The sequence below is a fragment of the Neobacillus massiliamazoniensis genome, assembly GCF_001048695.1.
Classification (GTDB): domain Bacteria; phylum Bacillota; class Bacilli; order Bacillales; family Cytobacillaceae; genus Neobacillus; species Neobacillus massiliamazoniensis.
Genome location: NZ_CVRB01000001.1, coordinates 650,784 through 669,718 on the forward strand (window position 1 = coordinate 650,784; position 18,935 = coordinate 669,718).

General features: G+C 34.8%; 17 protein-coding genes and 1 pseudogene. 4 read left to right on the top strand and 14 right to left on the bottom strand.

The window, feature by feature from the left end; genetic code table 11:
* Positions 1–258 precede the first annotated feature (258 nt).
* The gene (locus BN1082_RS03180) at positions 259–1,680 is read left to right on the top strand and encodes an amino acid permease (RefSeq protein ID WP_090630754.1); all 1,422 of its coding nucleotides are present in this window, start codon (positions 259–261) and stop codon (positions 1,678–1,680) included.
* Positions 1,681–2,320: 640 nt separating this feature from the next.
* On the opposite strand, the gene BN1082_RS03185 is transcribed toward BN1082_RS03180, so the two are convergent.
* From BN1082_RS03185 to BN1082_RS03195, 3 genes are all read right to left on the bottom strand, one after another.
* Entirely contained in the window at positions 2,321–3,061 is a 741-nt protein-coding gene (locus tag BN1082_RS03185) for an Imm26 family immunity protein (protein ID WP_090630757.1), read from the bottom strand.
* Between the two features lie 53 nt (positions 3,062–3,114).
* Positions 3,115–3,732, bottom strand: coding sequence for an SMI1/KNR4 family protein (locus BN1082_RS03190; RefSeq protein ID WP_090630760.1), 618 nt, complete (start codon positions 3,730–3,732; stop codon positions 3,115–3,117).
* Between the two features lie 193 nt (positions 3,733–3,925).
* On the bottom strand, positions 3,926–4,087 hold the full coding sequence (locus BN1082_RS03195) for a DUF3934 domain-containing protein (protein WP_090630763.1): 162 nt from the start codon (positions 4,085–4,087) through the stop codon (positions 3,926–3,928).
* A 1,379-nt stretch (positions 4,088–5,466) separates the two neighbouring features.
* Here BN1082_RS03195 and BN1082_RS28475 point away from each other — a divergent pair.
* Positions 5,467–5,598 carry a hypothetical protein gene (locus BN1082_RS28475; protein ID WP_281176984.1) on the top strand — a complete coding sequence of 44 codons (132 nt, stop codon included), beginning with the start codon at positions 5,467–5,469 and terminating at the stop codon, positions 5,596–5,598.
* 224 nt (positions 5,599–5,822) lie between these two features.
* On the opposite strand, the gene BN1082_RS03205 is transcribed toward BN1082_RS28475, so the two are convergent.
* From BN1082_RS03205 to BN1082_RS03235, 6 genes are all read right to left on the bottom strand, one after another.
* Positions 5,823–6,164, bottom strand: coding sequence for a hypothetical protein (locus BN1082_RS03205; RefSeq protein ID WP_245640292.1), 342 nt, complete (start codon positions 6,162–6,164; stop codon positions 5,823–5,825).
* A 250-nt stretch (positions 6,165–6,414) separates the two neighbouring features.
* Positions 6,415–7,230: a lipid II flippase Amj family protein gene (locus BN1082_RS03210; protein WP_090630769.1), complete on the bottom strand. Its 816-nt coding sequence runs from the start codon at positions 7,228–7,230 to the stop codon at positions 6,415–6,417.
* A gap of 531 nt (positions 7,231–7,761) precedes the next feature.
* Positions 7,762–7,953 (bottom strand): twin-arginine translocase TatA/TatE family subunit, encoded by a 192-nt coding sequence (gene tatA / locus BN1082_RS03215; protein ID WP_090630772.1) that lies wholly within the window; start codon positions 7,951–7,953, stop codon positions 7,762–7,764.
* Between the two features lie 38 nt (positions 7,954–7,991).
* On the bottom strand, positions 7,992–9,824 hold the full coding sequence (locus BN1082_RS03220; RefSeq protein WP_090630775.1) for a DUF4073 domain-containing protein: 1,833 nt from the start codon (positions 9,822–9,824) through the stop codon (positions 7,992–7,994).
* A gap of 383 nt (positions 9,825–10,207) precedes the next feature.
* A complete protein-coding gene (locus BN1082_RS03225; RefSeq protein ID WP_090633113.1) occupies positions 10,208–10,297 on the bottom strand; it encodes a winged helix-turn-helix transcriptional regulator in 90 nt (29 codons plus the stop codon).
* Between the two features lie 904 nt (positions 10,298–11,201).
* Positions 11,202–11,702, bottom strand: a complete 501-nt coding sequence (locus tag BN1082_RS03235; protein WP_090630778.1) for a DinB family protein — start codon at positions 11,700–11,702, stop codon at positions 11,202–11,204.
* 432 nt (positions 11,703–12,134) lie between these two features.
* On the opposite strand from BN1082_RS03235, the gene BN1082_RS03240 reads away from it, so the two are divergent.
* Positions 12,135–12,836: a polysaccharide deacetylase family protein gene (locus tag BN1082_RS03240; RefSeq protein ID WP_425412122.1), complete on the top strand. Its 702-nt coding sequence runs from the start codon at positions 12,135–12,137 to the stop codon at positions 12,834–12,836.
* Here BN1082_RS03240 and BN1082_RS28075 read toward each other — a convergent pair.
* Positions 12,834–12,982 (bottom strand): annotated as a pseudogene (locus BN1082_RS28075) (hotdog family protein); the annotation flags it as partial. The gene BN1082_RS03240 and the pseudogene BN1082_RS28075 sit on opposite strands and share 3 nt — an antisense overlap.
* A 38-nt stretch (positions 12,983–13,020) precedes the next feature.
* Positions 13,021–14,004 (bottom strand): MBL fold metallo-hydrolase, encoded by a 984-nt coding sequence (locus BN1082_RS03250; RefSeq protein WP_090630783.1) that lies wholly within the window; start codon positions 14,002–14,004, stop codon positions 13,021–13,023.
* Between the two features lie 268 nt (positions 14,005–14,272).
* Here BN1082_RS03250 and BN1082_RS03255 point away from each other — a divergent pair, with 268 nt between their 5' ends.
* Entirely contained in the window at positions 14,273–14,635 is a 363-nt protein-coding gene (locus BN1082_RS03255; RefSeq protein ID WP_090630786.1) for a VOC family protein, read from the top strand.
* Positions 14,636–14,725: 90 nt separating this feature from the next.
* On the opposite strand, the gene BN1082_RS03260 is transcribed toward BN1082_RS03255, so the two are convergent.
* The 3 genes from BN1082_RS03260 to BN1082_RS03270 form a co-directional block, all read right to left on the bottom strand.
* Entirely contained in the window at positions 14,726–16,159 is a 1,434-nt protein-coding gene (locus tag BN1082_RS03260) for an alanine/glycine:cation symporter family protein (RefSeq protein ID WP_090633117.1), read from the bottom strand.
* 650 nt (positions 16,160–16,809) lie between these two features.
* Positions 16,810–17,655 (bottom strand): hypothetical protein, encoded by an 846-nt coding sequence (locus tag BN1082_RS03265; RefSeq protein WP_090630790.1) that lies wholly within the window; start codon positions 17,653–17,655, stop codon positions 16,810–16,812.
* Between the two features lie 180 nt (positions 17,656–17,835).
* Positions 17,836–18,804: an aldo/keto reductase gene (locus tag BN1082_RS03270; RefSeq protein WP_090630792.1), complete on the bottom strand. Its 969-nt coding sequence runs from the start codon at positions 18,802–18,804 to the stop codon at positions 17,836–17,838.
* Positions 18,805–18,935 lie beyond the last annotated feature (131 nt).

Genomic DNA, 18,935 nt, shown 5'->3' on the forward strand with positions numbered 1-18,935 from the left:
ACAGTTTTATGAATACTCATTATTATTATAATAATAACTCTTTTCGAAAGGAGGAAGAGTTATTTAGAGCCGACTATTTACAAAAAACTTAAATTTCAAAGGGGGAATAAATTTGGAGAAACGTTGGTTTGTCAGTACATTATCGTCTTTATGACCTTAATGACAGTCATTTCAACAGGTTGTTTGGCCGATTAACAAGTAAATGAGACAACCAATAAAACCATAACAAATCATCAAGAATAAGGGGGGTATAAAATTTTGGAAAATCACACTAATGACTTGAAACGTGGCCTGAAAAGCCGACATATTACAATGCTTTCTATTGGCGGAGCAATTGGAACAGGGCTGTTCCTTGCTTCTGGAAATGTAGTGTCAAAAGCAGGTGCTCTTGGCGCTCCAATAGCGTATTTAGTTATTGGAATTTTAGTGTTTTTTTTAATGAAGGGTCTTGGCGAAATGTCAACTTTCATGCCGATTCCTGGTGCTTATACGACTTATTCGGGTCTATTTGTACATCCGGTTTTTGGCTTCATAGTAGGATGGAATTTAATCATTAACGCAACCCTTGGTCTTGGGGCAGAAATAGTAGGAGGCTCTATGATTTTAAATCAATTCTTCTCTAGTATTCCTCCTATCGTATTTTGTATCATCATTTCCTTATTGATTCTAGGCCTGAACTTAATCGATGTAAAATCATATGGAGAAGCTGAATATTGGTTTGCAGGTATCAAGGTTGCTGCGATTATCGTCTTCTTAATCGTTGGTGTTCTAATGATCTTTGGAGTGATTGGTCACCAAGGATTCATCGGACTATCTAACTGGAACTCTAAGTCGGTGTTTCCTAACGGCTTCATAGGCGTAATATTGATGATGACAGGAGTCATATGGTCCTATCTGGGTGTTGAAACGGTTGTTACAGCAGCAGGAGAAACAGAAAACCCTCAGAAGAATGTGCCCAAAGCAATTAATTCAATTTTCTTCCGTATATTAATTTTTTACGTTGGTTCCGTAGCCATCATCGGATTGGTTGTTCCTTATAATAATGTTAGCGTTTTAAATAATGGTTATGCAGGGCTTTTAGGAATGGCTGGAATCCCGGGAGCAGCTGTGATAATGAATATCGTTATTTTGACTTCATTGGCTTCTTGTGCAAATTCTGTGATCTATTCACTCAGCAGAACGCTAGTAGCGTTGTCAAAAGAAGGTAAAGCACCGAAGGCATTGGGAAAAGTAAATAAACGGGGTATCCCGGTGAATGCCGTTCTTCTTGTTTTATTCCTTGGCCAAGTTTCCCTGATTACCAACTTCGTTTCACCGGATAAAGTATTCGTTTGGCTGACTTCTATTGCAGGTTTTAATGGGATGCTTCTCTGGTTCGGTAGTTTTCTATCCCACTATAAGTTCAGAAAATGGCTGGTGGCACATGGTGGAGATGTAGAGAAACTAAAGTTCAAAATGGGGATTTACCCGATTCCGACGATCATCTGCTTAATTGTTTTAGTTGCCATTGCAATTTACACAGTGGTCAGTCCTGATACTAGATTTTCATTCTATATCGGAACACCGTTACTCGTGTTATACTTCATCATCGGTATCTGTTTGTATAAAAAAGGAAAGCTGAAGGAACCGAACTATAAACCGTTCCTAGATGCGCACATCAATGAAACGGAAATAAAATGAAGTACCTTCATATTAAATATGATTTCGTAAATCATCCTAGTAATCGAACTAGATATCTTAAATTTTATTGAATAATAGAAGACAGTGAAACTACAAAAGGAAAATCTTGAAATGATAAATATACCTAGTATCAGTATGGTATATTCAGCGCTACGCTATAAAAGTAAAAAATAATCCTTCTCTCGGTTTTTTCGGTGAAGGAAAATATGTGAAGAACGATTCTACGTCTGAGATAAAACTAAACACTACTCACAAGATTGTATTACACTGCTTTCTACTAAACTTTATTGTTCTTATTTACGGTGTAATAAAATTCCATTGACACATTACAATCGTAGTCTTATCAATAAGGTACACTCAATTGGAAAATGTCAATAGACTTGTCACTTTGATCAATAATTTGCGTATATTTTAAGTGTTATTTTGCACATCTAACTTAAAAAACCTAGCTACCTTCACATTAGAGATTAGCTAGGTTTCTTAATTCAATCATTAATAGAACTATTCGGATTCGCCTAGTAAAAAAGCGACTGCTCACTGTTCAGCAATCGCGCCCTTTAATGGAATAACGAAAATATGTATTTAGTCCTAAAATCGATCATAACTTGTTGAACTATTGCACCCGTTACTTTAAGTGTAATTATTCACAATTCAATTTTTTGAGGTAGTTTTTATTATCAATTAATCCCCAATATGTAGAGCTTGTTCCACTCCTTTTAATTTCTTCACAAAAATTTATAATAGCAATACTGCTATATTGAGAATATATTAAAGGATTTCTTTTAACCTTATCGTCAACTTGCCTTAGTAAAGGTAAATTATTAATTACCTTAAAGGTAAAATTATTGATTCTGTCGGAAATGAAACCTAACGCACCTAATACTTCCGCCGATATTAATTCTGTAATTTCAACAAGACTAAAGTGATTTTTGTTTAAGTTAAAGATAATACAGACTGGTGTTTCAATATCGACACAAATAATTTGTCCAAAATAATAGGTATTGTCTGATAAAGGAATTGAAAAAATATCACCTATTCCCCATTGCTGTTTCTTTGGTGGCTTAAAAGCCATTAGTTTCTCATTTAATTCTTTTAATAATTCCTTATTGATTGGTACATTTGCAATTTCATTAATCAGGATTGCAATATCTAAAATTACACTGGCATTTCTAGTTCGTATTGAAACAAAGTCGCTTTCTGAATCAATATCAACCTTCTTCGTAATACCGTTTTCTTTTATTCTCTCTTTTATAAAACTTTCAGCTTCATAATTAGATTCCAAATTAAATAATGATGCTAAGTCCTCAAAGATAAAAAATTCTTTTGAACTATGGTCAGGGAGGTTAACAGTTATTTTTCCAATTGAAATACAAGATTGCATCAATTTAACTCCTTATAAAAAATACATAATATTAGTTGAAGAAGAAATGTCAATTAACTCCACCAATCCTCTGGAATATCTTCTTTCATAATTGACTCAGAAATTTCCAATTCATCTTTTAAGAAATCTGTAAAGGTATCCCTACTAAAAAGTATTTCGCCATCTTTTTTTATAGCGTGGATTTTATTTTTACCTTCTATAAAATAACCGATATTTTCGTCATCACTAAATTGTCTTCCGCCAAAATGAAAAAACTCTTGTGTATTTATATAACCATTTTTCCAATATACATTAGCTGTAGATAAATCAAGTGGTTCAGGGTCTGTACGGTTTAATACATTTTCATTTTGTATAGAGGGAGGCAAACCAAATAGGTCTAATCCATAAAAACTGCATCCATTGGTAATGAGTAAAAAATCTTTGTAGAATTTAGGTATAACAAGTCCAAATTTCTTCTGATAGTTGCTTATCCAACTTTTCTTGGCAGGTGTAAAAAGACGGATTGCAAAACTATAGACACCATTCCAAGGTTCGTGGGCTATCTGTATGGTGTCGTTCAAGTCTATACAAGACGAGTATTTTAGATACTTTAAGGAATGTACTTTTAATGGAGATAGGTATTCTGGAAATTCGACTATTTGTTCTTTAATTTGAGCTTTAATGGGGTTCATAATTAATCTCCTTTAAACAATTTACAACTAACTTTTATTATAAATTCTTTACATAAAACTGTTATTCCTTCTTGAAGTAACCTGCCCGTTAGCTGAAAAAGAAAAAAGCGAACTCCTTTAAAGGAGCTCGCACACGTTGGTTCATTAAATAATTGTATTTATTCAGTATTCGCTATATTTCGGTTAAGTGACTTTAACTATTGCTCGTAGGGTCATTTTCAACATCCGTTTTTTTTGTACCTTTACTTATATAAGGTTTTGCACTCTTTTTTTTGTTTGAACTAGCTTGCCAACGATTCCACCCCTTCTTGTCCGTTCCTCTCCCTGTTCCACCTTTTCCTTTAGCTTTACTCATAAAATCACCCCATTATTATTCTAGATTGAGTTACCTATCTGGTTAGTTTTAATCATTTTACTCGGTTATTAACCAAGCATATTGCAATAAATAACATCCTTCCAGTCACCCATACTATCCTTGCTCTCAGTGATCATCAAGACGAAAAGTTTTACTAATGCTATCCTTTACACCGAACAAAAATAATTCATATTTAGAATAGCATTCTTTGAAATTGTTTGCAAGGAACCCTAATTCTTTACCTTAAGCTACCCTTTAATGGAATAAAAATGATATGTCTGAATCCTAAGATCACTTAATTGTACTTAAACTAACGCTACCCGTTAGCAGAACAAACATTAAGATTATTTACTTATTATTGACAAGCTTTTTTAATAAAACAGCGATATAAACTAAGGATAAGCTTTGATTCAATTGAGTGTTTTTTTTCTATTTGGTTTTATCCATTTTGCTATGAACATTGCAAGTAGTTGAGGAATCAAATTTAGCAAACTAAACACAAACAAAGATAGATTTACCCCAAACGGCTTAAAATAGTCATCAGCCCATCCATACGGTCTTCCATCGAATCCCATCCAATGAATAAAACAGAACGAAATGATTATGGACACTAAATTTCCAATAATAATAAGCTTGAAATTGCCAAAAAAATCACTAAGGAAAGAAAGTACCGAAGTTCCTACAATTAAAATCAAATATCCATACAATGAGCGATTAGTAATATCTTGATACATAGAATAATAAACAAACGGAAAGCAGTATAAGCAGATAATTATGATACTAATTACTTTTTTTCTCATATTTCACCTCTTTCGTTAAAAATAATAATCTACTATTTATTGGTAATTTTACATTCATATCATTATAATGAAATACTCCTATAAACATTAAACAAAACAACATATATTCCTTTTATGATAATCAGAAGGCGTTTTTTAGCATCGATTTCTTAACCTTTATAACTATATTCTTTTTGCCCTTTTCGATATAAAAGAAAATAAAAAATATCCGCCTACAAACGTCACTTATATTTTCCAACCATAACCGCGAAGTGTAAATTTACACCAATTGTAACATATAGCTTCTTCTGTTGTATACAAATATTTTCCAACCGCTATTATACTAACCTGCCACGTTAGCGGAAGAAGAAAAAGAGTTGCCTCAGCAACTCTTTATTAAACTCAAGCACCCGTTCGTATTATAAGGTCACCAGATATTTCTGGTTGACCATTTTTTATATGGTTTTATTATTACGGTAGCCGGGGTAGAACGTAAGCACCCGTGGGGCTTAGATCCCGTAAAGTAAACAGTTCGCCCCCTACTTGTAGGAACATGTTTGAGGCTGGTTGGGACATTGATCTCGTATAACAAGCGAAGCTATGATACTGCAAGAAGGATTAGGGGTACCGGTGAATTTCATTATTGGAGGAGGAGATTTAAAAATGAATCCAGTCGTAGGTCTGGATGTAGCTAAAGGTGAAAGTCAGGTTCAAGCTTACTTGGAAAACTAATCAATACAAAACCTTCCAAAAGTAGAATTTAGGAAGGTTATTTGGCATGCACATTTTTAGTATATCATGAAACATTTTAAGTTTTTAATAAAAAATGTTGACAAACTATTAGCTGGTTTACTTTAAGTACAATCCTTCACAATAAAAAAAGATGTTTCTTGGAACTCCCAGTATACAGGAGTTCCTTTTAATACTTGTGATGGTTTAAATATTGTTGGGGAAAATTAACTATTGGTTTTTACATTTGCATTGTATATTTGTATCATCTTTTTTCGCTTAATTATTAAAACTAAAATTAAAGTTAGTTCACTTATAAACAACATAACTATTCCTAATAATAGCCCTCCAAAAAACATAAATTCATTTATATGCCAAGAAAAGTTAAACCAACCTAAAATCGCAAAAAATCCCAATAAAAAGTTAAGCGCGCTGGCAATAAATGTATGTACACCAAATACCCCTGTCTTTTTAATCATTGTTGAACCAAAAACATAACTAATAATCAAAGAAATTATCATAAATACAACATAAACAACTAAAGCTACATCACCGTTTTCTAAAGGCACAATTCTCCTCCTTAATCTAACTTTCTCTAATTGTAGGGTTGTATAATTAAATGTTAAATTCTGTTAATCTAAATGTATCATAAGTAGCATCGATTGAGAACAAGCGATTATTCAATCAATTCTAAAATATTTATAAATAACAATTTTTCTCTTTATTAAACTAAACTGCCTGTTAGTACAAAAAGAAAAGCTGCCCCGATGACAGCCACGATTTTCAACTAACGCTACCCGATAGTTGAACAAGCATCCATTAAATCCACTTAGCAAACCAAGCCACATAATATGCCGCAGGTATAAACAGCAGCTGAGCCGCAATTGTTCCTAAGAATTTAGAACTAATCATAGTCAATGAATAACTTTTTAAGTAAATATAATCCGATTGTTTTTTCATTACTCTATCAGCTAACACGGAAGCTTTAGGGTCTATAAACAATGTCAATAAAATAGTTGCTATACCATTTATTATCCCAGATGACATTAATGCAGCTTGCGAATACTTCGGAACTAACATTGAAGCATATATAGAAGAAAGAACCCCAATAGTAAATACAGCAGAAATGATAACATTAATTACAAAGAGCCTTTTTGGTATTGTTTTTAAGGTAATACCCTTCAGATATGTCAATCTTGGTAGTCTGAAGCACATAAAAACTTTTTTAAAGCCTTTTCGGTTAAAATGCTTAATAAATAGTGCAATGACTGAACCACTTTGATTTGATAATTGAATAATGGCTCGTGAAAAGATATTTATGAATGTCGGAAAAAGAAGTATTCCAAACAATACTCCAAAAGTTGTTACCCAAATCAAAATTCTATACTGTCCCTCTATGTAGTTTAATGGGTTTGAATTTTCGGGTACATATGCAATAAGCTTTGCTGTTAGAGGTTGTTGTATCATAGTGGAAAACCTTGAGACAATTACCAATGTACCAAACAAAAATAATGCAGTTGCAATTAATTTTACCCTTACTCCCGAAATCCTTGTTGAATAAGCTAATGTCTCAATCATTGTGATTATTAATAAAAATAGAGATATTATTATGACCTTACCTGTAATTAGCTCCATAAAAATCCCTTTTAAAAAAATTTATTATAGCTGAATTATAAACTAAATCTATTGTTTTATAAATATTCAGAATACAGACCGTCTATAGTTATTTTTATCGTTCGTATTATAGTAACCTGCGACAAAAATTATATCGATTCCTACTTGAACTAAACTGCCAGTTACTTTAAGTACGTTTTTTCACAATCTTTTCTAAAATGAAACATAGATATCCAGTTTTATTTTAAAAGGTGTTGCTCAACAATCTGGCCCTTAACATAAAGAAAGAGCGTAATTCTTGCTGCAGAATTGCGCCCGTTTTGTTGAATATGGTCTCAATTAATATCCCCTAAATAAACTGGAGACTTTTCATTATTAAAATGCTTTATTATATATTTTCTTAGTTCTTTGGGATATATCCTATATTGAAGTAATTACTTATTAGCTTTATCTTATAAACAATCTTGGAAAAAAAGAAATAGACGAGTTGCCTCGTCTATATATGATTATGAAACTGCTGATTTCTCCTGCTTCTTTTCAACCGCCTTTAATTCAGGCTTTTTTTTCTTCCTTTTTCTCTTCCTCTTTATCTGCATCAGATACTAACCCCTTGGCTGCACTCTTGAATTCAGTTAACGTGCGTCCAAAAGCCCGTCCAACTTCCGGTAGCTTGGAGGGTCCGAAAATTATTAACGCAAGCACAAGTATTAAAATCAAACCAGGAATCCCTATGTTTTGTAACATTCTAATTTCCTCCTATTCAAATAACATTTTTCAAACTGTTATTTATCGATTTGCACAATGTACTCCTGCATCCAACTGTTGGTTCTAAAATTCCGGCCTTTGATGACAACTTCATCCTCAAATACATGTATTTGCAAGCCTTGATTAAAAGCGCCGCCTTCTGGGGAAATCATTTCTCCGGGTTCCGGATTCGTCGGCATCCATCCGGTTTGAATGCCACCGCAGTTAACGACTGTAATGCCTTTCTTATTACCGCCCGGTACTTTAACATTTACCGCCCAATCTGGCAAATCCAAAGACCAGTGTGAATGGCCCGTAAACACGAATATATTCGGGTAATCCCCGAGAATATCCATAAGCTCTGCTTGCCGCGGATAGTCTCCCAAATACGTTTTGTGCGAGCCCGAGACGGTGTCGCGAAGGACATGGTGGGACGCGATAAAAACCGGTTTGGCTTCTTTCGAATACTTTTCCAATCGATCGCGCAACCAATTCAATTGATCATCGCTCATATATTCAAGGTCTGGGGAGAAATTTGCATTGTTTTCGACACCCAACACTAAAAATGGAATACCTTGAACTTTACGCTCATAGTATGGCTTGTCCACTCCAGCAAAATCATAAAAACGCTGAAACCTGACCTCTACGCTATCCTGTCTTCTGTACAAATCATGATTTCCGATGGAAGGAATGATATTGAAAGGAACTGCATTGTTATGTATTATATTGCGTACCGCGTCAAATTCTTTGGGATCGCCGTAGTTTGTAATATCACCGTTAATAACCAGCGCTTTGGAATAAGGGTTGATGATATTCATTTGCTTCAATGCGGTATCAAAATCCACGGTATCCCCTTGAGTATCGCTAATGACGTTGAAAGTCATGATGGATTTTCTCGTGATGGAAATGTCCACTTTCAATTCCGAAATAACAGTTTCCTGACCATTGGCATCCGCTACAACAAGGTCTTTAATCGTGATGCTGCCAGTTTTACCTACTTTACCTTTCGCTTGTACGTTTAGTTTCGCAAGATTGACCGTCTTTCGTTGTTTTAAAGGATTTCCAGTTGTGAAGTTGACTACGATTTTATTTTTGGAGACTTCCGTCATCTGTGCTTGCAATCCCTCTTGCATTCCTGTCAAATCTTTAACCTTGAGAATGGATGTATCAAAATGAATGTTCATGCTTTTCGGTACAAAATCGCTGTATACTTCATTCAATCGAATCATGACAGGAGTATGGGTACCCTCCTCAATAAATCCAGCCAGCTGAACATCGGCTTGGACTAAGTGGATGAAAGAAATATCTGCAGGAATGTTCACTTCAATTTGACTTAAGCTGACAAACGAATTGCTTGCCGCTGCGTTCTTCGCGCCGGTAACAGTTACTTTTACTTTATGTTTCCCCGCTTCAAGTTCAGGGCTTTCATAATAAACACCTGTTTGTCTACTAGGTGCATACAAGTCTGCTTTTTGTTCCGGTCCCCCGTCAATAGAGATAGCGGCAATCCCGTCTCCGGCATCTTTTTCTCCCAGTAGACGGAATTGATCTCCTATAAATTCAAATTCAAAGTAGGCGCCTGTTTTATTGTTAACAGAGTGCGAGGACCAATGTTCCCATCCTGTACCTTGGAAGTTAACTTTGAACAAGCCTGTCCCTTGTTCAAGATTCGATATCGTGATGACATTACTATTGGCTGCAGCAAGGGCTGTTTGCCCTCCATTCAATTGAAGACCACCAAACGGAAAAAGCGAGAAGCCGAGGGCAAGTCCAGCTGTTTTCGTTGTCCCCTGTAAAAAATCTCGTCGATTCATTTCTTTTTCAAAAACACCACTATTTTTATTTTTTTTCTGTGATTTATCGTTTTTCATAATGTTGATCCTCTTTTCATCATAAATTATTAACCATTTCAACTTCAGGAAGATACATCAGTTCATTTCGACGATGTTCAGAAAATACTATTAAGTTAGCTTGTTTATAACAATTATTTATCCTCCTATTTTAATGAGACTTTATAAGTACATACCTAATTGTAAATGGGACATATTAACAAAATATAAATAATAAGTAAAGCCCACGTAAAAAAAGTAAAACAAACAAAAAAAAACAAAACATTTTATTTTTGTTTTAGTTGGACATGAGAAGAAATTAAATTGAGGGGATATTTAAGTTTTTTTATGATAAAAGTTTTATAAGAATTTGATGGAGATATATAGCGATTCTCTTCTATTCTTGTAATCCTATACAAAACTAGTCATAGTTTCGCATAGTTACCACCCCTTTTACAAAGCTCCGATAAAATGGGTTCTAGAGATTTTCCGAGCTCTGTAAGGGAATATTCGATTTTTCGTAGGTAAACCCCTTATTCCATTAAATGGCCCGATTGTTGAAAAAAAGCTAATGACGATTGTTCAACTAACCTGCCCCGTTAGTATAAGTGAGAAATTTCACAACCTCGTTCTATAGTTTATTTCAACAGAAATATCCAATTTTATTGAAAACGTTCCTCAACAGGACCGATTGCTGAACTATTTGTATTTTCCCAGATAGCCCCTCAACCCTCGAATTGTTTCCAAACCCCTCTTAACTTTTTTTCTATCTATCATGCCGTTTTTTGGACTTACCCCCAATACATTACTAGCTGCCATAATAGCAATAGCACTCTGAAGTTCCACAAAAATAAGCGTTAATTCTTAAAATAAGCGTTAATCCTTCTTGGATCACCGAACCCGTTACTTTAAGTGTTTTACTTCACAATGATTTATTTAGATTTTATTACCTTTCATATTTCTTCCATTTATTATAGTTATAAGCCAACTGTATTAAGAAAAGAGTTAAAAAGATAATTGAAATAATAAGATTTTCATTAAAACTCAAATCTGCGTACCAATTAATAGCAACTAGTGATATAAACACAATAGGGAGCATCCAAAGTGTACGAATCATTTTTCTTCGATAACTTAATTTAAAATAATTAAATGTAAATCCTTTATCCAACTTTTCTTTTTTCATAGAAAAAATCGATAAAATTCCAGTAACTATCAAGACTATAACAGTTATGGAAATGATATTTTGTAATAATGGCAAAATTTTCTCTCCGTTCCTCCTGGATTTTTTTGTTAATAACCCACATCAATTATTATTCTATGTACCACTAAATAAGTCCTTTTCTCCAACTAAACTGTCTATTAGTGCAAGAAAAAAAGCTGCCGTTACTGGCAGCTTGATCTTAAACTCTTGCACCCCGTTTACTTAACAAGCCTTTGTTCTAACTCATCCTTTTGGCGCAAGTGATGACGAAAATGCATACCAACCAATTCATACCATTCGCTTGCATTCAGCCAGCCGAACCCTCCATGCTCTACTTTATAATTAGCGTTTATATTATCCACTTTCGATTCCCATTGGCTCAACCTTAGAATTACCTGATCCATTCTGCTAATAAGGTCGTCCTTGCTATCCGAATTATTAGGTGAGGTATTTAGTTCATCCGGTAATTTTATTTTAATTGGTGGAAACCCTCCGATCTTATATAAATACTCACCAAACTCCGTTTTTCCAAGGGGTTGTTTATCTTTTAAGGTAGCACATGTTTCCATATTATCAAGATACTCACGGGCAACAAGAATTAAATGGTCATACATTTGCCCAATAGACCAAACCCCTTCTTCCGATATATATCTTAGCTGTTCCAATGAATAATTTTGAAGCTCGCTTCTGTAAGTATTAATCAGTTTAAGTTCACTCAAATTAATTACTCCTTTGTAGTATTAACTAAAATCTGAATTTTTATATTTTTCATATATTAATAATTATTCAATATTCAAATACATATACCTTCTTCTACTCCTGCTCCTTTAGGTGGTAAATTACATTCAATGATATTGCATCTGAAATGTCATGAAACATTTATTCCGTTGCTACTTAAAAAAGGGATATGATGTTGATTTTATTAATAAAAATGGTCAAACTATAACCACTTACTAAGTTGGAAGCACCCTCCTTTATAGGTGGGATTTTCCACGTTTTTCACGAAGGTTATAACAAAAAAATAAAGAGGAAGTTCACTGAAAGGATGTTTCATAATGAGGTCAAAAGTAATAGTGATTCCTCTTTTTTTGTTTTTTGTGTTAAGCACTTTCGACTCTACAATGGTAAAAGCCGAAACTGATTTTGACAAAATGAAAGCCCATATTCAAAAGAAGTATGCGGGTCAAAAGCCGAAACTTTGGGGAGAAAAAATCCCAGGTGTGATCACCCGTTTAAATACACACGAAAAAGTCATTGCCTTAACCTTTGATGCTTGCGGTGGTCCTAAAGGAAGCGGTTATGATGCTGAGTTAATTTATTACTTACGGCAACATCATATTCCTGCTACCTTGTTTATTAATGCAAGATGGATTGATGCGAACTATGGACGCTTTATGGAATTGTCTAAAATTCCGCAATTTGAAATCGAGAACCATGGATATCTTCATAAACCATTATCTGTGAGTGGTAAGTCTGCATGGGGCATTAAAGGTACTTCAAGCCCTGCCGAAGTCGTGGATGAAGTCTATATGAACAAGTTAAAGATTGCAAAGCTGACAGGTCGGACACCTAAGTTTTTCCGCCCGGGGACTGCCTTCTTTGATGATGTAGCTGTAAAGATTGTTTATGAGTTAGGTCAAAAACCTTTGAACTATGACATCTTAGGAGATGCGGGAGCTACCTTTAATCGCCAGCAGGTAAAAAATGCCCTTCTATCCGCTAAGCCTGGATCTATTGTCATCATGCATATGAATCATCCAGAGGGAGAAACTTTTGAAGGTCTTAAGGATGCAATCCCTATCCTTCAAAAACGCGGATATAAATTCGTAAAAGTTGAAGATTATTTAAAATAAGCCTTGAAATACAAGTCTTCCCGTTCATCTGGGGTTCTATGATGAATCCCTTCATCTCTTGAAATCTCTGTAAATAATTCAACATCCCTTACTGAAAAAGTCCGTTCAAACGAAATTTTATCGCCTACTTTTAATGGGCTATAAATCTCCCCCGGAATTTTTTACTTTTAAGCTGGGCTTTTAGTTAGATGAGAAAATCTTGAGGTTTCCAATCTTTCGGCTTTATGTTCCGATTCATCCATTTCTTTTGTGGTGCTTGGTATGGGGTGGTGGCGATTAAATAATTATTCTGCCAGCTTGCTGCTCCGGAACGAATCATTTCATCGAGCAGGATTTGAATAAACTCTTCAGGATGAAGCTGGAAAGAGTAGCGTGCAAAATCTTGGAACCAACCACACTTTAGTAGGTAGTTATCCATTTCTTCTTTTGCCAATCCGTTTTTCATGATTAATGTGAATGAAAAAATCCTCTTGCAGGCATGCCATGAAATTTTTTCTGGCATCCTGAGCCACTTTTCAAACCGTTGCCTTGCTGCATCAATGGCAGCAAGCGGATTCTCCAATTGAGGTCCATGTCCTGAATATGCCTGCCCGATCCGAAGCATGGACAACCGATCTAGACTTTCTATAGATCGTTGGATCGATGACACACCCTCTCGAAAGATATTTAACCATCCGATATCATTTTTGTGAAAGAGATCCCCGCAAATTAATATCTCTTCTTCGGGTTCATATAAGGAAATATGCCCTAACGTATGTCCCGGTGTGTATAAGACTTTTAAGGTCCTACTTCCTGTACTAATCTCATCGTTATCTGAGAGCTTTCTATCAACTCGATATGGTTCTACAGGCTGATCTAACCATTCTGCACTACAAGCTTCAGGGTCACAAGAATTAATTAAATCGGCTTCCCATTTATGAGCAGAAATCGAAACACTATAATTTTTTTGAAGATAAAAATTGCCTCCTACATGGTCACTATGATAGTGCGTATTCACAATAAGGTGTAATTCTTCTGGTGAAACACCTACTTCTTTAATTAATCGCTCTGTATCTTTCACATCACTTCCAAAACCAGTATCAATAAGGATCGGGAGCTGATCCTTAATAAGGACCATGTTTGCACTTGGAAATTTTCTTTCAAAGAAAATAATACTGCTTTTTTTCATTAGCTCTTCCTCCTTACATTCAATGACTAAACAATTTTGATCAATTCCATTATCATAGCTAAATTCAACGTTATATTTAAATATTCCTTCTTGGACCTGAACCGTTATTATCCATAAGCAATACTTATCAAACAATATAATAAATAAATATTTTACTTATCGCATTGAAGAAAATAAAATAAAAACAAGAGGATTTACATTATCAAAAGTAATTGGTATTCCAGAAAAATGTTCCAAATTTCGATTAAAAATAATAGGTGGGGATTCTATGATTCTTGGTTTACATCACGTTCAGATTACTATTCCAAAAGGTGCTGAAGAAGAGGGCAAAAATTTTTATTGTGGAATTCTCGGTCTACCTGAGAAAGAAAAACCCGAATCATTAAAGGGGCGTGGAGGATTCTGGTTAGAAGTCGGAGATAGAGACGTACATGTAGGGACAGAAGATGGTTTTGACCGATTAACTACAAAAGCTCATATAGCTTATCAAGTAGAAGATCTATCATTCTGGAGAAATGTATTAGAACAAAATAACATTCAAATAATTGAAGCAGTACCAATACCAGGCTTTAAACGTTTTGAGTTCAGAGACCCGTTTGGAAACAGAGTGGAAATGATTCAAGTAATTTAGTTTATCCATTGTTGAATTTGGCTTTTAGTTGAAGATATATATCCCAAAAAAAGATATTCAGACATATTGCAGTCTGAATATCTTTTTTTATTACATGTTATTTGCCTTTTTTAAAGTTGAAGAATCCTGTGAATACTCCCAACCTTCAATGTTTTCAATACCTTTAATGCTATCCTTATAAAAAACAGGATCTTTACCAGCTTTTTTCTGTTTCATGTAATCCTGTAACGCAGCAAAGGCAATTTTTGAAAGAAATGTAATAGCAATCAAGTTGATAATACACATAAAGCCCATAAATAAATCCGCTAGATCCCATACAAGCTGGACCTTTGCAATCGAACCGAATACAATCATGGCTATCACGCTAAATCGGTATATCATCAACCATACTTTACTTTTGCTTAAAAATCGAATATTTGTTTCCCCATAATAATAGTTACCAATTAACGCACCGAATCCAAATAGGAAAACAAAGATAGCAAGACAGCCTGATGCCCAGGAACCAAGGTGTTCACTTAATGCTGCTTGTGTAAGTGCTATACCACTTAGCCCTGGTTGTTTGTAAGCATCAGAAAGTAAAATAATAAATGCTGTACTTGTACAGATGATCAGTGTATCCGTTAATACGCCTAATGCTTGAATAAGTCCTTGTTTCACCGGATGACTTGTTGTTGCCGTTGCGGCAACGTTTGGCGCACTCCCCATACCAGCTTCATTCGAGAATAAACCACGTTTAACACCATTCATAATCGCAGCTCCGATTGAACCGCCTGCTATCTGTTGAAAGCCGAACGCGTTTTTCACAATAAGAGAAAGAACTTCCGGCATTTTTGTTATATTCGTAGCTATGATGAATAATGCAACACCAATGTATAAAACTGCTAGAATCATAACCTTGTATTCAGCCATTTTTGCAATCCGGGTCACACCGCCAAAGATAATTACAGCGAAAGCAAGTGCCATGATAATCCCTAAAGTTAAACGATTTGTACCAAATGAGTTCTCAAAAGCCAATGTAACGGTATTTGATTGTACAGAATTGAATATAAGTCCGAAAGAAACCGTAATTAAAATGGAGAATAATACTCCCATCCAACGTTTATTTAATCCTTTTTGCATATAATAGGATGGGCCGCCGCGGAAACCATTTTTATCTTTTACTTTATATACTTGCGCTAACGTACTTTCAATAAAGCTGGACGCTGAGCTAATAACAGCAATAAGCCACATCCAGAATACCGCTCCGGGACCGCCTAATGCAATCGCAATCGCAATTCCTGTGATATTACCCGTTCCAACACGAGCAGCCATACCTATACAGAATGCTTGAAATGGGGAAATGCTGTCTTTAGAACCATTTCTCCCTTCCATTAAAACACGGACCATTTCCTTTAACATTCGAAACTGTACAAATTTCGATTTAAATGTGAAATAAATCCCGCAAGAAATAAGCATAATAATTAGTAATTTTGACCAAAGGAAATCATTTGTTGCGCCAACCATATTTTGTAGAACTTGTTGCATTTTCAATAGATTTTCTCCCCCTAAATAACCTTTGATTTCTCTTGTTGTTATCCCAGAATAAAGTGTTAAAATGTTTTTTCATTGTTAAGAAAGGAAAAAGAAGCGGTATCCTTTTAGATAATTCCATCAAAAGAATAATTTTATATGAATTTTTCATGAATTTCAAGTGCAGAATCATTGGGAATTAGTAGGTTTCTTTAGGGTTACAGCGAGATTCTATTTTCTTTATCTATCCTCTTGACACCATATATCACCAATGCGAAAAATAGATTATCTCAGCTTACCAAAAAATGATCGCCAAATGACGATCATTCCTAATGGTCTGTAAAACTTTGTCTGTTGATTTCCGCTCTAGTGGCGGTCCGGGGAGCCTCCTCGGCGCTAATGCGCCTGCGGGGTCTCCCCTGCCCCGTACTCCGGCAGGAGTCGAGCGCCTTCCGCTTCATTCAACATTGCGGAAAAATTATCTTGAACTTTGTACATATAGTGGTGTCTGTCACCTTTTGGGACAGCCTTCACAGTCAGTAATCTCTCCCTTTAAGCTATTGCTAAAATAGTCTTTTATAAAATAACCCTATTTTAATTTAACATTTAAATATTCCTTCTATTTATTGAACTAACAGCCATATAAGAAAAAATTATATTTTAAATTATTCTACTGTTTGAAATGGCTTTGTTTGAATTACTTTCATCATTTTCATACGAGCAAATCGCTCATCTAAATTATTTTCAAGTATCCATTCATGATGTGTTTCTGCAATCATCAGTTTATTCTCAACAGAAATACCTTCCCATTCAAAATCTACGGAAACATTTATCGTATGATCCTCATTTTCTGTAACTGAGATATTTTTCGGATAATGTCCGCTTTGTTTCACTTGATTCGAAACGGTTGCCAACCAATCGTTAAATCCTTTTAATGTATCGATTTTAGCACCTGTACTTAAATTCAACTCAAATTGTTCTGCCAGTAGTTCTTTGAATTTGTCACTGTTCATAGCTGCTGTTTCCATTATATATAACCAATAATGCATAAATGATTTTGCTCTATTGTCAGCATAAGCAGATGTAAATTGTGGATTTTCAACATTACCGATTGGCTCTAAATGGACCTTTGTAAAAAGTGGCAAGTCATTCTCTCTCAGTTTCAGGATTGTTGAATAATGAATTTTATAGCTGTATCTACTATCATCTGGGCGTATATTTTGATAAAGAATATCGGCTTCTAACGAAAGCTCTTCGTCGCTTAACTGTTTGATTGATGTGTTTTCCACATGATGCGCATTTTGCCAACCTTCAAACATTTTTAATCGATCTTCAATCCCCTTTTTCCCTTTCGCCGTTCCAGCTTGCGATGAAATTTCAACTTCTTCCGCTAAAATATCTAACTGATTATCAATACGTGCTTTGTTAAGTGGGACTTCATATACTTGATACCAACGATGGTATTGTGTTAATGCTAAATGATTATTTTGAATGTCTTTAAATTTGTCCATGTCTTTTACGCTCCTTTATGATTTAGATTTAAAACTTCAAATTGGGTATATATAATTATTTTCTTGTTCTCTATCTATTTTCAAAAACTAGTTTCCTATCCTCGTTATATATGAATAAATCATATTTTTTAATTCGATGTCATACGTTTCTCCATTTGATTTTTCATATGATTATCAATCTTAATATCGATTACCAAGCGTACCACCAATTGGCGCAATCGTATTTAAATATGCTAGTTCTTCTTTTGCAAAAGTAATTTCAAGAGCTGCTATATTTTGTTCCAAATACTTCACTCGCTTTGTACCTGGAATTGGTACGATTCCTTCACCTTGTGCAACAACCCAAGCAAGTGCTAATTGTGCAGGCGTGCATTCTTTCTTTAGCGCAAGTTGTTTAATTCCTTCGACAATATTCATATTAGAAGCGAACGCTTCTTCTGAAAAACGTGGATTATAATATCTCCAATCATCAGGTGTTAATTGATCACGACTTGTTAAATTCCCCGTTAAAAATCCACGACCAAGTGGACTATACGGAACAAATCCAACGCCTAAGTTTCGACAAACCTGTAAAATATCTTTCTCTGGGTCGCGAGACCAAAGGGAATATTCTGTTTGAACAGCTGAAATGGGATGAATTGCATGAGCTGTTTTTAATTGTTCAACCGTTACTTCAGATAGTCCAATATAACGCACTTTTCCTTCTTGCACTAACTTTGCCATCGCACCTACAGTTTCTTCAATTGGTGTATTTGGATCAACGCGATGTAAATAATATAAGTCGATGTAGTCTGTTCCTAATCTTCTTAAACTGGCTTCACATGCTTCCTTTACATATTGAGGGGAACCGTTGTATCCAAGTGATTTTGTTTCATTTCGTAGCGCTCCAAACTTCGTTGCAATTTTCACATCATGCCGAACTCCTTGTAACGCTTTCCCTACTAGTTTTTCATTTGTTCCCATTCCCTCATCGTCATATCCATAAATATCCGCTGTATCGAACATTGTAATTCCAAGTTCAAGAGCACGATGAATTGTTTTTGTCGCCTCTATCTCATCTATTTGACCATAAAATTCAGACATTCCCATACAACCTAATCCCAATTGCGCTACTTCTAAACCTTGTGAACCTAGTTGCTTCTTTTTCATAAATTCGCCTTCTTTCAAAAAGAGGATGTAAAAAGAGAATAACATACACCTTAAAACAAGTAAACCATTTTTATCTTTTTAGTTCAATTAGTTCAATTTGTATAAATTCATTAATTACCTTATAATAAAAT